The sequence below is a fragment of the Acinetobacter sp. LT1 genome, from assembly GCF_059800965.1.
The window spans coordinates 156637-178723 of the sequence record NZ_JBBAXE010000007.1 but is presented as its reverse complement, the minus strand read 5'-3'; the positions used below and the strand labels follow the sequence as shown (position 1 = coordinate 178723).

The following is a 22087-nucleotide window of genomic DNA, read 5'->3' as shown; positions in this document are numbered from 1 at the left end:
ACTTATGCGCCTCGTACTGCAACCAATGCTTCTGCAATTGCTTTCTTAAAGCGAGCAACTACTTCAACACACTCGTCTTGAGTGATGATAAGCGGGCAAAGTAAACGAATTACCGTACCGTTACGACCACCTTTTTCAAGCAATAATTTATTGTTGAAACAAGCAGTTTGAATTGCAGCAGCTAATTGTGAGTCAGCAGGATGCGAACCAATACGATCAGCTGGTTTACGCTCGTCAACGATCTCAACACCGATCATTAAACCGCGACCACGTACGTTACCGATACATGGGAATTCTTGAGCTAATTTTTTAAATTCAGCTTGTAAGAAGTCACCACGCTCTTGCGCATTTTGAGCAAGATTTTGTTCGCTAATCGTTTTTAATACGACAAGACCAGTACCCATAGCAAGTTGGTTACCACGGAAAGTACCCGTGTGACCAGCAGGCTGCCAAGCATCAAATTTACGTTTAATACCTAATACTGCAAGTGGTAAACCACCACCTACTGCTTTAGACATTACAACAACATCAGGTTCAATACCTGCATGTTCAAATGCAAACATTTTGCCTGAACGTGCAAAGCCAGCTTGAACTTCGTCTAAAATTAAAACGATGTTGTGCTTTTCAGTCACTTCACGGATTTTTTGCAACCATTTTACTGGAGCTGTAACTACGCCGCCTTCACCTTGAATCGCTTCAAGAATAACAGCAGCCGGTTTTGTTACACCGCTTTCTACATCTTCAATAAAGTTTTCAAAGTAGTAAGTTAAAGCGTCAACACCAGCTTCACCACCTAAACCAAGTGGGCAGCGGTATTCATGCGGATATGGCATGAATTGTACGCCTGGCATTAAACCGTTAACTGCATTTTTTGCACTTAAGTTACCAGTCATAGCAAGCGCACCATGGGTCATACCATGATAACCGCCTGAGAAACTGATCACTGAGCTACGGCCAGTGTAAGTCTTAGCAAGTTTGATTGCTGCTTCAGTTGCGTCTGCACCTGCAGGACCACAGAACTGCAAGCAATATTCTTCTTTACCACCAGGTAAATATGCTAACAATGCTTCAGTGAATGCATCTTTTAAAGGTGTGGTTAAGTCTAAAGTATGCAATGGCAAACCACTTGCCAATGTATCTTGAATACTTTGAATCACCGCAGGATGATTATGACCTAAAGCCAATGTACCTGCCCCAGCTAAACAATCAAGGTACTGTGTACCTTCAACATCAGTAACCCAGCATCCTTGTGCTTTCGCTATCGCTAACGGTAATTTACGTGGATAGCTACGAACATTTGATTCCATTTGACTTTGGCGAGTCAAATAATATTCGTTAGTAGCATTAGTGGCAGGGTTAACGGAAGTAACGCTCATATCGGATTACCATCTCTGATAGGGGTAGAAAGAAATAAGTCTGGTGACGATTGGTCCTTTGACTCGGTGCTTTATAGAACTAGTAAAGACACTTATTTTATATCTTGTAACTAGGAGCGCGATGATACCTAATTTTACAAGAAAAAAAACGTCTTTTATGTACTTTACTCATCTAATCTTATTGAAAAAATGTATCATCCCAATAGTTATGATGAATTATCATCATACTATGTGACAACCTAAAGAAAATATTCTTTTTTTATATTACTTTGATTTTTTAAGTTACATTGAAACACTTTAATTTTAAGCTTTTAATTTTTAAAGACTTTATATTTACCAAAATTTTAAAAAACCTGATCTGAATATTACAAATACGCCACAAAATCTGCAAAAGTTATGCATAAGTTATGTTTAACATTTCCTAATGAAAAAAATTAAATTTATATTAATTTTTAAAGGAAAAATTTATGCGTACTTTAGCCGTATCCACCCTTCTTTTAGGTTCTCTCCTTAGCCCTTTAGTTTTTGCTCAGGATGATAATGCTTTGAACTACAATATTGTAAATGTACAAGCGGAAGCTTCTCGCCAAGTTTCTAATGATGAAATGCATGCAACTTTATATATTGAAAAAAGTAACAAACAACCAGCCGAGCTTTCAAACCAAATTAATCAACTGATGAATCAGGCACTTAATGTTTCTCGTAAATATCCACAAGTAAAAGTGGAAACTGGTGCTCAAAGCACTTATCCAATTTACGATAACGATAGCAATAAGTTAAAAGAATGGCGTGGCCGCGCTGAAATCCGTCTTGAAAGTAAAGACTTTAAAGCTGCTAGCCAGTTAGTAAACGAATTACAGCAAAACTTCCAAACTCAATCAATTAACTTTACGGTTTCTGATGAACAACGTAAAAAAGTTGAAAATGAGTTAATGGTAGAAGCATCTAAAAACTTCCAACAACGTGCTCAAATGTTGACCCAAGCTTGGAATAAAAACCAATATAGTTTGGTCACTCTAAACCTGAACACGAATAACTATTTCCCACAACCTGTAATGCGTGCCAGCATGGCTAAATTTGCTATGGCCGAAGCTGCACCAGCTCAAGACATGGCAGCTGGTGAGTCTAAAATTACTGTGAATGCAAACGGTTCAATTCAGTTTAAATAATTTGTTTCTCTAAAAAAAAGCCCTGATTAGTTCAGGGCTTTTTTTGACTTATTTTTTAAAAGGTAAAGCGTATTTAAATATACGGCCTACCACTTGTCCAAACTGTTTAGCCAGACTTGCATTGTTATAATTTAGACCATATTTTTTACATACAGCTTCAACTTTTGGAGCCATTTGGCGATAACGACGCGCTGGGATATCAGGGAATAAATGGTGCTCAATCTGATGGCTCAAATGTCCGCTTAAAATATGTAATGCTTCTGAACCTTTCAAGTTAGAAGAGCCACGAATCTGGCGCATATACCAGTGACCACGGCTTTCTTCTTGTAAAACAGACTTTGGAAATACTTCCGCATCTTTTGTGAAATGACCACAAAAAATAATCGTAAATGTCCAGATATTACGAAGACCATTTGCAACCAAATTACCAGTGAATACAGGTAAAGCTGCTGGACCTGCAATTAAAGGGAAGAAAACATAGTCTTTAAAAAGTTGTTTTCCAATCTTTTTATTAACAGGTTTTAACTCTTCCAAGAATTTTGCCATGCTCTTACGTTTATAAAGGACACGTCCAATTTCAAGATTCTGAATAGCTACGCCCCATTGGAACAATAAACAGAATGGGATGCTATAAACAGGTTGAAGTAAGAAACCCGGCTTCCAGCGTTGCTCTGGGAATAAACGAAGTAAACCGTAACCGATGTCATCATCAATACCTTTAATGTTGGTATAGGTGTGATGTTTATAGTTATGAGTTTGGCGCCAGTTATCAGAAGTACCGACAGTATCCCACTCGTAAGTTTGACCATTAAATTTAGGATCGTTCATCCAGTCATATTGACCGTGCATCACGTTATGACCGAGTTCCATGTTTTCCATAATTTTAGAGAAGCCTAACAGACCTGTTCCTAAAATCCATGCTGGTGGGAACCAACCTGCAAACAAACATGCACGACCTAAAAAGCTACTATAACGAATTGCAGCATAAACACGGCGGATATATTTAGCGTCTTTCTCACCCAAATCATCCAATACTTCTTGCTTGATCTGATCGAGCTCTTTTGCAAATGCATCAAGTTCTGCTGGAGTCAAATCTCGATTTTTAGGATTTTTAAAATATTCGACTTTCACTGGCATATTCATAAGAGTTCTCTCTTAAAGATCAATAACTAGATCGGATTGTGCTGAGTTCACACAAATTTTGAGTAATTGGCTTGGTTCAGTGTTTTCACTACCGTTAAGTAAATTACGTGTTGAACCTTGTGATTTATTACAAACACATTTATTACAAATTCCCATACGGCAACCATGAGTTGGTTTAAGGCCTTCATGTTCAAGGCTAACCAGAATTGACTGGCCTTTAGGAATTGCAATTACCTTATTAGACTGGGTTAATGTGACATTCACATAACCAATATCATCAGCAGAGCTTTCATTTGTTAAGCTAAAGGCCTCTGTTAAAACGGCTGGAGATTTTTCAAAAAGTTGCTCAACTGTCGCCACAAAGCCAGAAGGTCCACACGCATAAATTGTGCTGTTTTCTACATCATCAACTAATGCTAAATGCTCTGTATTTAAACGCTCATCATTTGGGGTTTCTTGTGTATAGAAAACCTGATAATTAAAGTTCGGATATTGCTGTGCAACTTTTTCAAAGTATTCAACAAAAGCCGCATCTGAACGTTGTTTCACCCAATATAAAAGTTGTACCTGAACTTTATCTAACTGCTGACTTTGTTTAATCGCAGTAATTAGGCTCAACATTGGGGTAATACCACTACCCGCAGCCAACATAATTAAATTCGGTGTTTTGATGTTTTGTTGCATGTCACCATAAGGTTGACCAAGCTCAAAAATATCACCGATTTGGCTTTCAGAAATAAACCAGTTACTCACGATACCATCAGCAACTTTTTTTACGGTTAAACGTAAGTGCTGCGCATCTATTTGCGTCAAACTATAAGTACGTTCATAGCGACGACCAGCAATTTCAACAATCACAGGATGATGCTGGCCTGCAACGCCCATTTTTACTAGGCGGTTGCATTTTAGCGTTAGGCTCACCATGTCGTGAGCGACAAATTCTTTTTTTACAATTTGAACAAGGCCATGTTTTACAGACCATAAAGGATTAACTTTTTGTAGCCAGAAATTAGCCATTTCTTTATCAAAGATGGCTTGTGTCAATGAATTGAATAGAGAATTTCTCTTTTCGATTGCTTGCATAACTGAAGGCTCTGTCGCTCTTTTTTAATTATTATACACATGTATATATATTTGTATATACACCCGTACTTTTAATTACAATTTCACAAGTTCAGCTTCTAAGGCTATAATCCTGAGAGTTTACAAATATATTGAACAGCATGACCCAATCTTCACTTTCTCAGAACCTGAATGACACACCTCAACAACAAGATGTCATTGAAATTAAAACAGCTACGCGTTCTGTTGGAAGAAAAGCGACAATTACTAAAGAAGAACTTTTTCAGGCCGCTTTAAACCTCATTGGTCCGCAAAAAAGTATTGCTTCATTGAGTTTACGAGAAGTAGCTCGAGAAGCAGGAATTGCGCCAAATAGTTTCTATCGACATTTTAAAGATATTGATGAATTAGCAATTTCTCTAATTGAGCGCGCAGGTATCGTTTTACGTAAAATTATCCGTCAGGCTCGCCTACGTGCTTCTTTACAAGAAAGTATTATTCGTAGTTCTGTCGATATTTTCCTTCAACAACTCGATGCCGATGAAGGTAATTTAAGTTTATTACTACGTGAAAGTTTTACAGGTTCTGCTTCTTATAAGGCTGCCGTAGACCGCCAGCTCAACTTTTTTCAGCAAGAGCTACAAGAAGATTTAATTCGTCTTGAACGCTTAAATAACAATCACCTGTATCACCCAGACCTTGTTGCTAAAGCAATTACTCAACTTGTGTTTCACATGGGCGCCAAAGTGATTGATTTGCCGATCAATCAACGTGCAGAAGTTGCTGAACAAACCATGATTATGATTCGGATGATTTTAGAAGGTGCACGTCATTTAGATGAAGCAAAAATTCGCTAAAATGATCTAATGAATGGCTTGTTGATGAACAGGCCATTTTTACATCTAACTCCTCTATTTTCCAATAAAAATATAATTCACTGATTGAAGCGAATAGCTTGCCAGAGTATAAATAATCATTCCGTTTGCTCTTTCTCCTATATTCCCAACGATCTCAGGGATCCACATGCAAAATTTGAATAATCGTCAAAGTCTGATTGCAAGCTACATTCTAATGGGCATCTTTTTGCTTTCGGTTATCCCATTACATCTATTAGCAAGTTTTTTTGCAGGCTTTCTCATTTATGAAATTATTATTAGTTTAAGTTCGGTTGTAGAACGTTATATTGATGGCCAAAGAGCCCGTATTTTTATTAGTATTTTACTCAGTATCGTCACCATCTCACTTATTGGTTTTTTCATAACGAGTCTGATTAGTTTTGTTGTATACGATCTAAAAGGCGTCGGATTACATAGTATTAATAGCAAGGTTGATCAAACCCTCCTTCATTTGCAAGCAGAGATCACAAAATATCTTCCAGGTTATATTCCTGATAGCGTGACAGATCTAAAAGACGAAATCTTTGCATTTATGAAAGATAACGTCACCACCCTAAAAAACACCAGTTCCGATATTTTGCATAACTTCGTGACCATGGTCATGGGATTAATTATTGGTATTTTGGTGGCGATACATGGTTTTCATCGCCGTACGCCTCAGCCTGTTTTTAAGTCACTGCTTATCCAACGTATTCAAAAATTATCAATTTCATTTAAAAATGTTGTTTTTGCCCAAATAAAAATTTCAGCGATTAACACGCTGCTCTTTATTTTATTCGCCTTTATTTTATTGCCGCTTTGGGGAGTTCATCTTCCTTTTGCCAAAACTTTAACTATTTTGACCTTTATGTTTGGTCTCATTCCAATTTTAGGAAATCTACTTTCAAACACTTTAACGTTTATTGCAGCTCTTACCATTTCCCTAGGACTAGCAGGAGCAGCATTATTTTATCTCGTTCTGGTTCATAAACTTGAATATTTTATTAATGCTAAAATTATTGGGCATAAAATCAATGCAAATGCATGGGAGATTTTATTAGCAATGCTAGTATTTGAGTCAATTTTTGGCTTAGGCGGTTTAATCGCAGCTCCAATTTTTTATGCTTATTTAAAGTTAGAATTAAAAGACGCTGGTCTTATCTAATTCAAAATCGATATATAAAAAAAGCGCCCTCTCGGCGCTTTTTTCATTTTGAGTAAGTTACGGTTTAACCACAACTAACACTTGAATTGCTTCTGGTGTAACAGTTAAACCATCAAGTAAGCTCAAGCCTTCTTTTTGCAGTTTCTGTAAACGTTCAATTTCGTCTTGACGAATACTTGGGTTGAACTGTTTTAGATAAGTTAAACGGTCAATTTCATATTGCCATTTATTGCCATAATGCTCTTTTGCTTGTTGCTGAAGCTGCGGTAAATCAACTTTCGCAATTTCTAACGCTTGTTTATAGCGCTGCTCAATGATATCACGACGAGCTTTAACTACTTGGCGGCAGCTATTGCCATCTAAGTGATGTAAATATGGTTTTAAAATTGTCGGATCAATTTTTTCAGATAAATCCTGACCATTTTCACTTAACAATACACGGATAAGCTGTTTCGGCAAGCTTGATGGCAAGTTCAAAGATTTAGGTGCAATAACATCTACTTTAAACCAGACTTCAATTAATACTGAGCCCTGCTTTAATGCATTAGATTTAAGTACAGCAACATTGGTACTACCAAATGATTGCGTACGGATCATTTCCATAACACTTTCAATGAATGGATGCTCTAAAGTTAAATATTGAGCATCTTCACGAAGCTGAGCTTGATCGCGATAGAAAGTTGCTGTCATACCTTCTTCGTCTAAAGCCAAACCTTGCACTTGCATTTGGTCGGTTGGTTTAATAATCACCGTACCATTACTTTGCTCATCAAAATCGATATTGGTTGATGACATGAAACGCTTCACAAACATTGGTAGCGTTGTATTGTCGTCATAATCTTCAAGAGCTTGAACAATTTCTTGTGCCACAATAGGACGACATGAATTATATTCAAGTAAACGATCTCGGCCAGCTTGAAGTTCAGCTTCTAAGGCTTGACGTTGAACATTCACCTCTTCAAGCAAATCTTCAAATGTTTGACCTTGGTCTGCAAGTAAGCAGTCTTTTAATTCAACAATAAAATTCTCTTGCAGCGTTTGCGCTGTCGGAGAAATATTGCTGAAAATATTCAGTGCTTCGTTATACCAACGGAACATACGCTCTTGAGCTGTTCCCACAAGGTATGGCACATGAATTTGGATACGGTTTTCTTGACCAATACGGTCTAGACGTCCAATACGTTGCTCTAAAACATCTGGGTTAGCTGGTAGATCAAATAAAATTAGATCACTAGCGAATTGGAAATTACGGCCTTCCGAACCAATTTCCGAACACAATAGAATCTGAGCGCCATAGCTTTCTTCAGCAAAATAAGCAGCAGCTTGGTCACGTTCTAGTAAGCTCATGCCTTCATGGAACATTGCAGTACGAATACCTGCATGCAAACGCAATACATTTTCTAAAGACTCAACCACTGGTCCGCTACGCGCAATTAAAAGCACTTTTTTATGCTTAAGATCTTTGCGTAAAATTTCCATTAACCATGGCACACGCGGATCATTTTGCATCCATGAACCATCAATTTGTGCTTCTTCAGGCCACATCTGCTCACGCAGTTTGCCATCTTTTGACCAATCTTCTGGTGCTGGTAATGGTGCTGGCTGACAATCACGCCCTGGGAAGCCCTGAATGGCTTCACGTGTATTACGGAATAAAATACGTCCAGTACCGTGACGGTCTAATAATTCGTGAATTGCTCTAAAGCGTTGATCAGGCTGGTCTTCAATAGTGTGACCTAACAAACCTTCTAAAGCAGATAAATGCTCTGGCGTTAAAGCTTGATCAGACATGAGTACTTCAGCAATTTTTGCAGTTTGCTGATATTGGGTCTCTTCATCTAAAAAGCGTTCTAAACTACTAAAACGCTGTGGATCAAGTAAACGTAAGCGAGCGAAATGACTTTCTACACCTAATTGTTCAGGTGTTGCAGTGAGTAATAGTACCCCTGCTGTATTTTCAGCGAGCTCTTCAATTAAATCGTAACGATCATTACCGCCTTCTTCTTCGCTCCACATCAAATGATGTGCTTCATCGACTACGAGCAAATCAAAACCAGCTTCTATGGCTTGCTCACGCAAATCATCATGGTCAACCATTAAGTCAACGCTGGCAATAATGCATTGCTCAGTCAAGAACGGGTTAAGCTCTGGATCATGTTCTTTAATAGATGCGGTACGCGTTAAATCAAACAGAGAGAATTGCAAGTTAAAACGGCGACGCATTTCAATCATCCACTGATACTGAAGAGAATCAGGGACTAAAATCAGAATACGTTCTGAACGACCAGTTTTAAGCTGTTGGTGGATAATTAAACCAGCTTCAATTGTTTTACCTAAACCAACTTCATCGGCAAGTAAAACACGAGGAGCAAAACGTTTACCAACTTCATGTGCGATATAAAGCTGATGAGGAATCAGGCCAACACGTGCACCGACCATCCCACGTAGAGGACTGGTCTGCATTTGTGCTTGCATCAACATCGCTTCAATACGCAGGTCATACCACTCTTTATAGTCAACTTGACTTGCAAGCAAACGGTCTAAAGGTTTAGATAATTGAATTTGCGCACCAATACGTGTTTCATTGAGTGCTTTACGCTCTTGCTCGCCATTTTCTAAAGTACGAACAACGTTGTAACGCAAAACGCCATGACGATCTTCAACAGACTCAACGATCCACTTCTGGCCTTCTTGATCTTGAACTTCATCATTCGTATTGAAGATGATACGAGATAGTGGAGCATTGTTACGCGCATAGACACGTGTCTCATCACTTTTGGGGAATAAAATGCTGACAGATCTTTCATCTACATCAATAAGAACACCTAAACCGAGCTCAGTTTCTGTGTCTGATAGCCAACGTTGACCAATAGCATACTGCTGCAATTTTTCCACCTTTCTCTCAAGTTCGCACTACATATTGTACGATGCAAATTAGCTTATTTTTGCATCTTTTTATGTAGTCTTTAAAGCAAAATTTTGAAGCAAAAACCAATTAAATCGCTTTGCTACAAAAAATCACGCATTAAAATTTTTACATTAAAACGGTACAGGACAGTCAAAAGTTAATGTTTCTGCTGTGACAGGATGATTAAAACTTAACTGTTTGGCATGCAAACATAAACGCGGAACAAGTTGCTGCTCCGGTGTTGCATACAGCGTGTCACCTACAATTGGATGCCCAAGATATTGCATGTGTACACGGAGTTGATGAGATCGGCCCGTAATTGGTGTTAATTTCACACGAGTTACAGGCTGTCCCTGAATCTGAAAATGTTCTATGGCCTGCCAATGTGTTAAAGCAGGCTTATTGTGAGAAGCGTCGACAATATGTAAAGGTGGTCGGCTTGGGTCATAGATGACAGGAATATCTACAGTCCCCTCACCTTCTAAATGACCTGCGACAAGCGCTTCATATATTTTTGAAGTCTGACGATCTTGAAATTGACGTGCAATTGCACTTTGACCGCGCTTCGATAAACCAAATACTAAAATACCTGAAGTATCTCGGTCTAGACGATGAATGAGCAAAGTTTTAGGTTCAATCGCAACCAACCTTGTCAAAACACTATCATGTAAATCACCCTTACCAGGAACACTTAAGATGTCCGAAGGTTTATGAATCACCATAAAATCATCATCACGATAGATCAGATGTTCACTTAGAAAATCACTCAAAGTTGTATTCCCAAGGTAAGATGAAAAACAAGCGGGCAATAATAAAAAGCTTACGTCCGAATTACAATGCCGTTCGGGTAAATTAACAGCAGAATTTGCAAATATTATGGATCACTTGAGGTCTATAGTCAGTCAAGGCTTCAATAACTGCATAATATGTTGCAATGTCGGTGCTTGCATTATCTCTTCAGCACTTAAGCTCGCACCATTTGCACGCCATAGATCGACCAAATAATTCACAGCAGACTGATCTAGTCCGTAGTTTCTTAAATCAATTTCAGGATGGATCTCCATAGGATGTCGCCCCACCTGCTCAGCAATTGCCAATAAAATTCCTTTATCTGACAAGATATAAGAGGACGGCGTACTTAAAGACCATAACCGCATTAAGCTCTGCGTATTTAAATGTTTTATATGGTCAAAACTGATCTTTTCAACCCATTGGATATGCTGCTCTAGATTAGCCGCCAAGATCGCATCATTTACAACACTGACCTGATCTGTAATCGATAAAACAAGCTGCATGACTTGTTTAAACAGAGGCGACAAATCACCTGCCATCATAACTTGGGCTTTAGTATTTGATGACAAACGCTGACCAAGCTCCAACATGGTTTGTTGAAGCTGAGATGTCTCAATAAAAATAATTGGAATTTCGAGTGATTGAGCACGCTTACTCAACAGTTCCAAATGGTTCGCCAATGGTTGCTCAGACCAACCTGGTCGTAGTTTAAGCTCATTGAGCCCAACCATGAGCAAAATACTTTGCACTGACTCTATTGACCAATTTGAAGTACTTGCAGCTAATTGGATTTTTCGAGGAAAGGGATAAAACATTGTTCTCTACAAATATAAAAATAGCTCAAATTAAAAAGCCCGTTTAACACGGGCTTTTTTGCTTACTTCATTTCAGCGAATGTTTCTTTTGCAGCCTGAATCGTAAATTCAATATCTTCATCAGAATGTGCAGATGAAATAAAGCCTGCTTCAAATGCTGAAGGTGCCAAGTTTACCCCACGCTTTAACATGCCATGGAAGAACTTTTTGAAAGCTTCAATATCACATGCCAACATTGAGTCAAAGCTTGTAATGTCTTCTTGGTCAGTAAAGTAAAGACCGAACATTGCGCCAGCTTGCTGAGTCTTAAATGGAATCCCGGCTTCATCAGCTGCAGCTTGTAAGCCTGCAAGTAACTTTTCAAGTTGAGCAGATAATTTGCTGTAAAAGTCAGGTTGGCGTAAATGTTTAAACATCTCAATACCAGCACGCATAGCAAGTGGGTTACCAGATAATGTACCTGCTTGGTATACACCGCCCAAAGGTGCGATACATTCCATGATTTCACGCTTACCACCAAATGCACCAACTGGTAGACCTGCACCAATAATTTTACCTAAAGTCGTTAAATCAGGTTTAACGTTATAAACCGATTGCGCACCACCTAAAGCAACACGGAAACCTGTCATCACTTCATCAATAATGAATACAGATTTATATTCATCACAAATATCACGAATGGCTTGTAAGAAACCGTCAATTGGTTTCACCATATTCATGTTGCCCGCGACTGGTTCAATAATAACGCCCGCAATTTCATGGCCGAACTTAGCAAAGCATTCTTTTAATGCTGCAATATCGTTGTAAGGTAGTGTTAAAGTGTGTTTAGCAAAATCAACAGGAACACCTTTCGAAGTCGGTTCACCCTCACCTAAAGTAAGTAAGCCCGAACCTGCTTTTACTAAAAGTGAGTCAGAGTGGCCATGGTAACAACCTTCAAACTTCACAATTTTGTCACGGCCAGTATAACCACGCGCTAAACGAATAGCCGTCATGGTCGCTTCTGTACCCGAGTTAGTCATACGCACCAATTCAATGGATGGCATGATTTCACAGATAATATCTGCCAGTGTTGTTTCGTGTACGGTTGGTGCACCAAAACTTAAGCCATCTTCTGCTGCTGTTTGTACAGCCTTAATAATCTCTGGATGAGCATGACCCAAAATCATTGGCCCCCAAGAACCAACATAGTCAACATAACGCTTACCATCGACATCCCATAAATAAGCACCTTTGGCTTTCTCAATGAAAACCGGTGTTCCTCCAACGCCATTAAAGGCACGTACCGGAGAGTTCACACCACCTGGAATGTGTTTGCTGGCTTGTTTAAATAACTGTTCTTGCTTTGGAGATAAACTCATGGAAATGCTCGTCTTAAATATCTAAAAAATAATTTTGAAAGCTTAAGAAAATAATTGTGCCCAGGCCTGTACACGGGCAGGAATTTCAGCAGTTGATCGGCCTAATATATCACTAATGACTGCACAGAGGTCAGCCCCAGCCTCAATCACAGGTTTTGAGTTTTCAACAGTTAAACCACCAATCGCACAAATTGGTACATCATATTGGGCTGCTGCTTGCTTAATTACTTCGATCCCCACATTACCTGCTTCAGGTTTTGTAGAGGTCGCATAGACTGCACCAAATGCAATATAAGTCGCGCCATCTGCAATTGCTTTTTGTGCAAGCTCTAAAGAATTCAGACAAGTACGACCAATAATGACGCCTTCTGGTAATTGCAATTTTGCATCGGTAATTTCACCGTCACTTTGACCTAAATGCACACCTAATCCAAACTGAGCGGCCAGTTTTAGGTCATCATTAATCACAAAAGGAACTTGATATTTTTCACATAAAAGTTTGATCTGTTCAACTTCAGCAGGCTGGTCGACTTTTTCTACTTTCTTACGACGGTACTGTAAAATTGCGACCTGACGAGTTGCGAGTGCGGCATCTAGTTTTTCTAATAATAGTTGGATTGGGTCATCGTTGGTAATGAGGTATAAACCGCGCATACTCTACTCTCGCTTTAAAAAACTTCGCTAGTATAACGGATTTATAGATCATCATAAGTACCGATTGATATAGGCTTAAAAGTACCAATCGGTATATTAAGAATAGATATAAAAATTAGCTTGGAATTTTATCAAACTTACGGTCAACCAAACTCAAACGGCCACGTGCAACATCAGACAACATTCGCCAATCAGAAATAAAGCTATAGAAAGGCTGTTTAAAACTGGCAGGCTTATTTTTTTCAAACACAAAATGTCCAACCCAAGCATTTGCGTAACCCGCTACCAAACCATAGAGCACATATTTGGCTTGTTTCTTACGGACTGCTTTTGAAAAAAAGTATAGACCAATGCTACTGCCCACCACATGCAAACGTCTGCTCATGATGTTACGGTGTTCAGTTAAATAAAAACGATAAAATTCCTGATAGTTTTTAATCGGCAATTCAAACTCTGGCTGAGCTTCATTGCTAAAGTTTACTGGTGCATTCACGATCATCTTCCTGATTTTTATTTGATCAAAACGTCACCTGATTGTACACCTAAATAAAAGTGTAGCGTGATATGTTTGATTGTAACTTTCTCTATCAAAACCATTATTTTTAGAGCTAAGCTATTATACTTATTCAAGATAGTCTAAATACCTGATTCAGGGAGATATATTATGGTCGAAGTCGAACTAAAGTTTCAGTTACCTGAATCGAAGAAAAAAACTGTCCAGCAATACTTAAAAAAACATAAAGCAAAGAACATTCACTTACAGGCAAAGTATTACGATACGCCAGATCGCCTACTTGCAAAAAATGGTATGGCCTTACGTTTACGTAAAGAAGATGATCAATGGGTACAAACATTTAAAGCCGCAGGTCAAAGCCATCTCCACCGTGTTGAAGAAGAAACTCATTTAGGCGTTTGTGACCAAGAACCTGACTTAAACCTTGAGTTATACCAAGATAATAAAGTGGTAACTGATTTAATTAATGCGGTCTTAGGAACGCAAGCTGAAAAACTAAGTTTGCAGTTTGAGACTGATGTACAGCGCACCTACCATGTGTTTGAAGCAGATAATACAGCGATTGAAGTTTGCTTAGATGATGGTGTCGTAAAAACAGCGGATGCACACAGTGTAATTTGCGAAGTCGAATTTGAACTCAAGCAGGGTGCAGTGAAAACGCTCATTCATTTTGCGCAGCAATGGATTAATCGTTACTCACTTTGGCTTGATGTAAGAAGTAAAGCCGAACGTGGCAACTTATTAGCATTAGGGCAAGCTGCCTCACCTGCTGTTCATGCTAAAACTCTGACATTAAATAAAGATATTACTGCTGAACAGGCTCTAAAAAAGATTGTCGAAAACTGTTTAGGGCAATTCTTACCAAATATGGCTGTCATTGCAGATGGGGTTGCCGAAGCTGAGCATATCCATCAGGCACGTGTAAGCTTACGTCGTTTACGTAGTGCCCTTAAGCATTTTGCAGGTTGGTCAAGCGAGCTAAATCCTGTTTGGGAAGAACAAATTGCTGAGCTTTTCCGTAAACTTGGAGACACTCGTGATGAAGATGCGATTCGCACCGAAGTGTTACCTATTATTCAACAACATGGATCACCTGAACTTTTACTACCAGTTTCAGCCCAGCCCTCAAAAGAACTCTCAACAATCTTTAGCTCTGCAGACACGATTAAGCTATTACTCGATTTATTAGCATTTGCTTATTCAGAAGAAGATTCAGACAGCAAAAAAGGTGGATTAAAAAAACACATTAAAAAGAGTTTAGATAAGTTACATCATAAAGTGATTAATAATGCTGAACACTTCTCTGAGCTTGAAGTGACTGAACAACACAAAATAAGAAAGCAAGCTAAGCAGTTACGTTATTGTGTTGAGTTTATTTCTAGTCTTTATCCAAATAAAAAAGTACAGCAATATTTAAAACAGCTACAACCTGTGCAAAATACCCTAGGTCAATATAACGATTTGTTTATTGCAGAAGGTATTTTTAACAATGTGGTGGAACAAGATCCGTCTTTTTGGTTTGCTCTAGGTTGGGTCAAAGCCAAACAGCCACAATTACAAAAGCGCTCAGCAAAAGCTTTACAAACTTTTAGTCAGGCTGAAACTTTCTGGTAATTTATAAAAAGTCGCTGTAAACGTGCAGCGACTTTTATCGGTATTTACCAAATACTTTCCATACGCCGTTATCTGCTAACGGATCACTAAAGCTATCGCTGCGTTGCTTTCTTGGCTTATCACGAGCATCGACCAGTTTAAAATGCGGCTCAACTCCTAGCACAATCCCATTGGTATAAAACCGTGAACGTGTATATTCGCTTTGCCCATGTTGAAACACATAGGTTCTTAAATCGATGAACTCACGGTGAGCAACCAAAGCCGCGGTATCATCACTTTGCAACCATTCTTGCATCGTAAATATCTGGTCTGTTTCAAACTGCCCGCATTTTTCAATAAGACTCGCCACACCGCGGAAAGTTTTAGATTCTTTTGCACGTGTTTTATTAATCCGAATTCGGTCTACGTGAAAAAAGAATAGCGGTAAATTTAAATGGCTTGGCAAATGAATGGCATCTGGTAATTTATCTTCCATAAATGGCTGAAAAAGCTCTTGTGCCCTTTCAATTAGCCCCTGCCATTGACGGTAATAATTTTCGACTTCTTCTTGCAAGCCATAATAAATCGGCAATCCTTCAACATGCTCTAAATATTGGGGTGGGAAAACATGCTGGCGTAATAAAGCAATATCTGTCTTTAAACTTTGAATCGCAATTGCATCTTGCATATTAGTCTCTCCTACCAATACTTAGGCTATTTACAGACTAAGTCAAAGGTTTTGTTTCCGCAAGCGTTTGCCTATAATAAGCAGCTCTATTTTTGCGGGAATAAGTCATGTCTCAAAAGATTAATGCAACAGATATTACTGAAGAAGAAGCGTTAAATGCGGTTTTCTTTGAGCGTGCGGATGAATTTATTAAACAAGCTAATGATTTTTGTCGCCCGCCAAAAGATAAAAAAGTTGATCCAGCTGAGCTACGTGGTCAAGTGAGTGCTGCAATGTTATTTGCTACTGCCCGCTTCAATACATGGGTAGCAGCAAATAACTTTAAAGATGGTAATGAAATGCGTGATGCGAAAGATCAGGTTATGTCTTACCTTCTTCAGCAATTTCAGATGATGCTTGAAGATAACTTCGATGAATATTGTGAACAGTTTGAAAATTATTTACGTTTCCGTAAAAATGAAGATTTTCACGCACACAAACATGATCATTAATATGATTTAAAGATCCAAATAAAAAGCCACATTTCAGTGGCTTTTTATTTACGAGAAGACTTTATTTCTTTGCGGCCTGACCATATTGATCAGCCATCACTTCGACCAAATGTTCAGGTTTAATATACTTCTTAATTACTCTGTTAACGTCAGCAACAGTCAATTTAGTTAACTCTTGATCATGACGAATTCGGTCTTGCAATGTTTTGTTTGTTTCAAGCTGTAGATTTAACATGCCATGAATATTACGTTCATCTTCTAAAGCCGTAACTCGTTTCTTCATGATATCTGCTTTAGCAGCTTCAAGCTCTTGCTCAGTTACCCCATTTTTAACCAAGTCATTTAACACTTTATGTATTGATGCAGACACTTGTGCTGAGCGGCCCGAAGTATAATTTGCACTAATACTCAAAGCCCCTACATTCGTGTCACGGTCAAGTTGTAGCCCGCTTCCAAAACCATACACTAGGGCATTTTTCTCACGAAGCTCTTGAGCCAAACGTGATGAAATTTGAGATTCCCCTAAAATATAGTTCATTAAAATGAGAGCAGATGCATCTGGATGGTTTTTACCAACTGGAGTTGAAAGCACACTCTGGTAACTACCAAATTCACGTTGCTCAGATAAAACATGAACTTGCTGTGCTGGAAAATCAACGTGATCAATCAAGATTTTTTGATATGGCTGTTTACCGTTCCAATGACCAAATTCCTGATTCAGTAATTTTTGCATCTTTTTCGCATCAAATTCGCCTGTAATGGCAATTTGAGCATGGTTCATTGCAAAGAAACGCTCATATAACTCTTTCACCTGTTCTTGAGTTGCGTTTTTCAACTGCTGTTTTGCTAGTTCAGGTTCAAAGTGATAACGCAAATCACCTGGTTGATATTCTTCAAGTAAACGTGAAAGTGTTAAGCCCGCTACCACATCTGGCTCGGTATAAGGACGATCTAGGCTTGATAAGCTTTGCGATTTAATTAAATCAAACTGAGATTGTTCAAATTTTGGATTCTTCATCACATCAAGAACAAACTTGAAAAACTCATCAAATTTTTCTGATTTAGACTGAATATTAATGGTCATGCCATTGCCGTCAGCACTTGCATAAGCCGCACCGCCTGCATCAATTGATTTATCGGCAATATCTTGCAAACTGTATTTATCAGAACCACGAAGCAATAAGTATGAGGTTAGATCAACTACCGTACCTTTATTAAATAAAGATTTTTCTGTTCCGAAGTCCATCGTAATCGTTGCATAAGTACGATCATCACGTGTTTCAACTGGGAATAAAGCATACTTCATTCCATTTTTTAGTTTTCCACGGATAATCTTCTTCTCATTGCTTTCAACATATTGCTTAGAAGTTTTTAAAAACTCAGCAACTTCTTGTTGATATACCTTCGGATCTTTTAAAGGTTCAGCCTTTGCTTCGACCTGATCTAGAGTTTTAGGTGTCTCTTTTGAATTTTGCTGTTGCGCTTTTTTCTGGTCTTCAGGTGTTGGCAAAATATCGCCATCAATACGATGGTCAGCCACAAGGAACTGTTTTAAAGTTTGATTCACATCATCTAGCTTAACTTTTTCTACAGAATCTAAATCTTTAAAATATTGATCCCATTGCCCGCCAGCGACGGTGTAATCACTTAAACGTGACCCCAGTGCTACCGCATCTTTCGTGATTAGATCACCTTGAGTTTTCATTAAACTTTTAACACGATTTAATTCAACTTCAGTAAACGGCTTCCCTTTTTCAATGCCTGCTAACAAAGAACTTTCAACTTTTTTAGGGTCATTACTTGGTGAATAAATGGCGCCTAGAAACACCACATTAAAATCTTGGTCTAACCAAGTACTAGCTTCAACATTTGTGGTAATACCTGTTTCCACCATATTTTGGTATAGGTGACCACTTGGCTGCATTGTATATAACAAAGGAGCTAAAGCGAGTGTCGGCTGAATTTTGGTATTTTTACCATTCATATAGATATGGAATTTAGCCAGATCACTGCCCTTTTTCACCATGAATTGACGATTTTTTATTTTTGTAGAGTCAAGCACAGGAATCTGTACAGTCTTCGGAACTTCTCTTGCCGCAATTGGACTAAAATATTGATCAATTGTTTTTAAGACATCTGTCTTATCAAATTTACCTGAAATGACCATAACAGCATTATTAGGTGCATACCAGCTACGATAAAACTGGTTCAATTCAGGCATTTTAATAGATTTAAGTTCAGGCAAATCACCAATCGGTAAACGACCTAAATATTGGTTACCATAAGCTGACTTCCACATTTGATCCATCAGCACAGCAAATGGCTGATCCATGCGAACTTCGCGTTCACGCTTTACGATTTCAATTTCGGAAGGAACAAACTTTTCTTGAAGAACTAATTTATCCATACGCTCAGATTCAAGATACAGTACTTGATCAAGCGCAGTTTTTTCTGGACGAACGATATTAGTATATTTTGTTGAATAATAATCGGTGCTGGCGTTTGTCATCAATGTATATTGATCTAAACGACGCTGGAATTCTTCCCCTTTAACATTTTGTGTTCCCTTAAAAGCCAAGTGCTCAAGCAAATGAGCTAAGCCACTTTTACCTTGCGGGTCATTTAATGAGCCTGTTAAATAAATGGTATTAATAAAGATTTTATTTTCTTTGTCATTCGGTGCAAGCACAATCCGAAAACCATTATCTAATTTATATTCCTCAATATTTTGCTTACTTTTTACTAGTGTAGTTTGTGCCCAAGACGCAGCACTTAAACCAAGAATACATAGGGAGAGTGTCAGTTGTTTAAACTGCATAAACATATAAATACCAATTAATTTGAATAATAAAAAATCAATAGTTGTAGGACTATAGTAGGAAATTTGAACTAATTTTCATAGTAAAGTTTTGAAAAAAAAGCCGTTTATTTAAACGGCCTTATATTTTAAGGAAAAATTTCAGCTTGCATATAAAGCTTCCCATACCCTGAAACTTCAATACGTTCCTGATTCAGAATATTGCAATACAAAACGCCTCCACGGCTAGAAGCCTGATAAGCAATAATATTATTTTTAGCGAGTTTCTCTGCCCATAATGGCGCTATTGCCGTATGAATTGAACCCGTAACTGGGTCTTCTTCAATGCCCGCGACAGGTGCAAAATAACGCGATACACAATCATATTGTTGATCGGCTTTTGAGGTGATGGCAACATCCATCCCTGCAGTAGTAATCGCAGTCCGTTTACCCAAGGCTTTAAGTAAGTTCATGTCAGGCTGCTCATCTAACACGTCTTGCACTGATTCATACTCAATAATGTAGGCTTGAACATTTTGATAAACCGCTTTAAAAGGCTTTGTTAATGCTTGACGTAAAATAGCTGGATAATCTTCAACTTGATGAGCTTTGCGAATTGGAAAATCCATTCTGATTTTACCATCTTCATCTTGGTGGACCACAAAAAGACCTAAGTTTCGAACATGAAAATTAATTGTCTTTTTGTCAGTAAAATCTTTAAATAATACGAAAGCGCTGGCAAGCGTGGCATGCCCACAGAAATCAACTTCAACCGTTGGCGTGAACCAACGGATTTCATAGTTTTCAAAGTCTATAATTTTTACAAAAGCAGTTTCAGACAAATTATTTTCAAGTGCTATCTTCTGCATTAAATCTACATCTAACCACTCTTTTTCAACAACGACAGCGGCTGGATTTCCACGAAATAACTCTTTTGTAAAAGCATCGACTTGATACATTTTCATGATAGTGCTCTCTTTTGTAATAGGCCTATTTTCGAAAATTATTTAAAAGAAAAACAGATACAGTTTTTTTAAAATTAACATCACAGTGGCAATTTATGCCTATAAAAAAACGGCTCATCCAGAGTGGAGAGCCGTTTTTTTATTGATTTTTAATGATGTTGAGTTAACTCAATTTCATCTTCACTGTTTAATATTTCTTTATCAGTCTGGCCCATCAATTGGCTCGTAACTACGCCAGCAGTCATCGAACCATTTACGTTTAACGCAGTACGTCCCATATCAATGAGGGGTTCGATTGAAATAAGAAGCGCAACCAATGTTACAGGTAAACCCATGGCAGGAAGCACAATCAACGCAGCGAAAGTCGCACCACCACCTACTCCTGCAACCCCAATTGAACTTAAGGTCACAATACCGACTAACGATGCAATCCACATTGGGTCTAAGGTGTTAATACCCATGGTAGGTGCAACCATCACTGCCAGCATTGCAGGATACAAACCCGCACAGCCATTTTGACCAATGGTGGCACCAAAAGAAGCAGAGAAACTTGCAATAGATTCAGGCACACCCAAACGACGAGTTTGTGTTTCAATACTCAGTGGAATACTTGCTGCACTTGAACGGCTAGTGAATGCGAACGTTAAAACTGGAGCAACTTTCTTAAAGAATTTAAGCGGAGACACACCGGTCATAGTCAAAATAATGGCATGTACGACAAACATAATCGCCAAGCCTAAATAAGATGCAACCAAGAAACCGCCTAGATTTAAGATATCTGCGACGTTTGAACTTGCCACGACTTTTGTCATAAGCGCAAATACGCCATATGGCGTAAGTGTCATCACTAAGCGTACAAGCTTCATTACCCATGACTGCAACGTCTGAATCGCAGTCAGAATACGTTGACCTTTTTCTGCGTCGTCCTTCATTAGGTTAAGCGCTGCTATACCTAAAAAGACGGCGAAAATAACTACACTAATAATTGATGTTGGGTTTGCACCAGTCAATTCAGCAAATGGGTTACTTGGAATAAAGGAAAGAATAAACTGCGGTACACTTAAATCGGTAACTTTGCCTACATAGTCCGTATTAATCGCAGTTAAGCGTGCAGTTTCAGCAGCACCTTGCACCAAACCTTTTGCAGTTAAGCCAAACAGGTTGGTAACAAATACCCCTACCAGTGCAGCAATCAGTGTTGTAAAGAGTAAAGTACCAATCGTATAAAAACTGATTTTGCCTAAAGATGAGGCTTGGTGTAATTTTGCAACCGCTCCCAAAATAGACACAAATACCAAAGGCATCACGACCATTTGTAAAAGTTTTACATAGCCGTTTCCAACGATATTAAACCAGCTAATAGATTCAGCAAGAATCGGATGGCCACCGCCATAAATCAAATGTAGTCCTAAACCAAACACCACACCTAGAACTAAGCCAGCCAGAACTTTTTTAGATAAGCTCCAGTCCGTTTTACGTGTTTGGGCGAGTAAAAATATTAACCCGACAAAAACCACAATATTGATGATTAAGGGTATATTCATTCCCAAACTCCAAATTATTGCTTGTGTCATCTTTCAAGGGGGCATATTTGACCATAGCCAGCCTATATAAACTACCCTTTTCCACAATTTTATAGCATCAAGATGATTACAAACCTCTGTGAGAATATAAAATGACTTTTTCATACATATATATCACTTTTAATTTATAAATTAA

At 38.4% G+C, this 22087-nt stretch carries 18 protein-coding genes; 5 read left to right on the top strand and 13 right to left on the bottom strand.

What is annotated here, in order from left to right:
- Window positions 1-2 precede the first annotated feature (2 nt).
- On the bottom strand, window positions 3-1376 hold the full coding sequence (locus tag WBW42_RS09190; RefSeq protein WP_002118718.1) for a diaminobutyrate--2-oxoglutarate transaminase: 1374 nt from the start codon (window positions 1374-1376) through the stop codon (window positions 3-5).
- Between the two features lie 467 nt (window positions 1377-1843).
- Here WBW42_RS09190 and WBW42_RS09185 point away from each other — a divergent pair, with 467 nt between their 5' ends.
- On the top strand, window positions 1844-2545 hold the full coding sequence (locus WBW42_RS09185; protein ID WP_014207320.1) for an SIMPL domain-containing protein: 702 nt from the start codon (window positions 1844-1846) through the stop codon (window positions 2543-2545).
- Between the two features lie 48 nt (window positions 2546-2593).
- On the opposite strand, the gene WBW42_RS09180 is transcribed toward WBW42_RS09185, so the two are convergent.
- Window positions 2594-3688 carry a fatty acid desaturase family protein gene (locus WBW42_RS09180; RefSeq protein ID WP_002118415.1) on the bottom strand — a complete coding sequence of 365 codons (1095 nt, stop codon included), beginning with the start codon at window positions 3686-3688 and terminating at the stop codon, window positions 2594-2596.
- Between the two features lie 12 nt (window positions 3689-3700).
- Complete coding sequence (locus tag WBW42_RS09175; RefSeq protein ID WP_032055266.1) at window positions 3701-4771, bottom strand: ferredoxin reductase; 1071 nt, start codon at window positions 4769-4771, stop codon at window positions 3701-3703.
- 140 nt (window positions 4772-4911) lie between these two features.
- On the opposite strand from WBW42_RS09175, the gene fabR reads away from it, so the two are divergent.
- Both fabR and WBW42_RS09165 read left to right on the top strand, forming a co-directional pair.
- Window positions 4912-5607 (top strand): HTH-type transcriptional repressor FabR, encoded by a 696-nt coding sequence (gene fabR, locus WBW42_RS09170; RefSeq protein ID WP_032055264.1) that lies wholly within the window; start codon window positions 4912-4914, stop codon window positions 5605-5607.
- A gap of 166 nt (window positions 5608-5773) precedes the next feature.
- Complete coding sequence (locus WBW42_RS09165; RefSeq protein WP_032055263.1) at window positions 5774-6790, top strand: AI-2E family transporter; 1017 nt, start codon at window positions 5774-5776, stop codon at window positions 6788-6790.
- Between the two features lie 57 nt (window positions 6791-6847).
- Here WBW42_RS09165 and rapA read toward each other — a convergent pair whose 3' ends face one another.
- From rapA to WBW42_RS09135, 6 genes are all read right to left on the bottom strand, one after another.
- Window positions 6848-9685 (bottom strand): RNA polymerase-associated protein RapA, encoded by a 2838-nt coding sequence (gene rapA, locus WBW42_RS09160; RefSeq protein ID WP_032055262.1) that lies wholly within the window; start codon window positions 9683-9685, stop codon window positions 6848-6850.
- Between the two features lie 144 nt (window positions 9686-9829).
- On the bottom strand, window positions 9830-10468 hold the full coding sequence (locus WBW42_RS09155) for an RluA family pseudouridine synthase (protein WP_005307342.1): 639 nt from the start codon (window positions 10466-10468) through the stop codon (window positions 9830-9832).
- A gap of 132 nt (window positions 10469-10600) precedes the next feature.
- Window positions 10601-11305 carry an isochorismatase gene (locus WBW42_RS09150; protein WP_032055259.1) on the bottom strand — a complete coding sequence of 235 codons (705 nt, stop codon included), beginning with the start codon at window positions 11303-11305 and terminating at the stop codon, window positions 10601-10603.
- 62 nt (window positions 11306-11367) lie between these two features.
- A complete protein-coding gene (gene hemL / locus WBW42_RS09145; RefSeq protein WP_016146072.1) occupies window positions 11368-12666 on the bottom strand; it encodes a glutamate-1-semialdehyde 2,1-aminomutase in 1299 nt (432 codons plus the stop codon).
- A gap of 42 nt (window positions 12667-12708) precedes the next feature.
- On the bottom strand, window positions 12709-13320 hold the full coding sequence (gene thiE, locus WBW42_RS09140) for a thiamine phosphate synthase (protein WP_032052345.1): 612 nt from the start codon (window positions 13318-13320) through the stop codon (window positions 12709-12711).
- A 115-nt stretch (window positions 13321-13435) separates the two neighbouring features.
- On the bottom strand, window positions 13436-13819 hold the full coding sequence (locus WBW42_RS09135; protein ID WP_080776953.1) for an Mpo1-like protein: 384 nt from the start codon (window positions 13817-13819) through the stop codon (window positions 13436-13438).
- Between the two features lie 165 nt (window positions 13820-13984).
- Between WBW42_RS09135 and WBW42_RS09130 the strand changes: the two genes are divergently transcribed.
- Window positions 13985-15448 carry a CYTH and CHAD domain-containing protein gene (locus tag WBW42_RS09130; RefSeq protein WP_032055254.1) on the top strand — a complete coding sequence of 488 codons (1464 nt, stop codon included), beginning with the start codon at window positions 13985-13987 and terminating at the stop codon, window positions 15446-15448.
- A 34-nt stretch (window positions 15449-15482) separates the two neighbouring features.
- Here WBW42_RS09130 and WBW42_RS09125 read toward each other — a convergent pair whose 3' ends face one another.
- Entirely contained in the window at window positions 15483-16115 is a 633-nt protein-coding gene (locus WBW42_RS09125; RefSeq protein ID WP_032055250.1) for a hypothetical protein, read from the bottom strand.
- Window positions 16116-16222: 107 nt separating this feature from the next.
- Between WBW42_RS09125 and WBW42_RS09120 the strand changes: the two genes are divergently transcribed.
- A complete protein-coding gene (locus WBW42_RS09120; protein ID WP_002118682.1) occupies window positions 16223-16606 on the top strand; it encodes a DUF3144 domain-containing protein in 384 nt (127 codons plus the stop codon).
- A gap of 61 nt (window positions 16607-16667) precedes the next feature.
- Here the strand turns inward: WBW42_RS09120 and WBW42_RS09115 are convergent, their stop codons facing one another.
- The 3 genes from WBW42_RS09115 to WBW42_RS09105 all read right to left on the bottom strand — a co-directional run bounded on the left by WBW42_RS09115 (window position 16668) and on the right by WBW42_RS09105 (window position 21912).
- On the bottom strand, window positions 16668-19430 hold the full coding sequence (locus tag WBW42_RS09115) for a M16 family metallopeptidase (protein ID WP_032055246.1): 2763 nt from the start codon (window positions 19428-19430) through the stop codon (window positions 16668-16670).
- Between the two features lie 122 nt (window positions 19431-19552).
- Window positions 19553-20368, bottom strand: coding sequence for a PhzF family phenazine biosynthesis protein (locus WBW42_RS09110; RefSeq protein WP_032055244.1), 816 nt, complete (start codon window positions 20366-20368; stop codon window positions 19553-19555).
- 149 nt (window positions 20369-20517) lie between these two features.
- On the bottom strand, window positions 20518-21912 hold the full coding sequence (locus WBW42_RS09105; RefSeq protein ID WP_002118474.1) for an L-cystine transporter: 1395 nt from the start codon (window positions 21910-21912) through the stop codon (window positions 20518-20520).
- Window positions 21913-22087 lie beyond the last annotated feature (175 nt).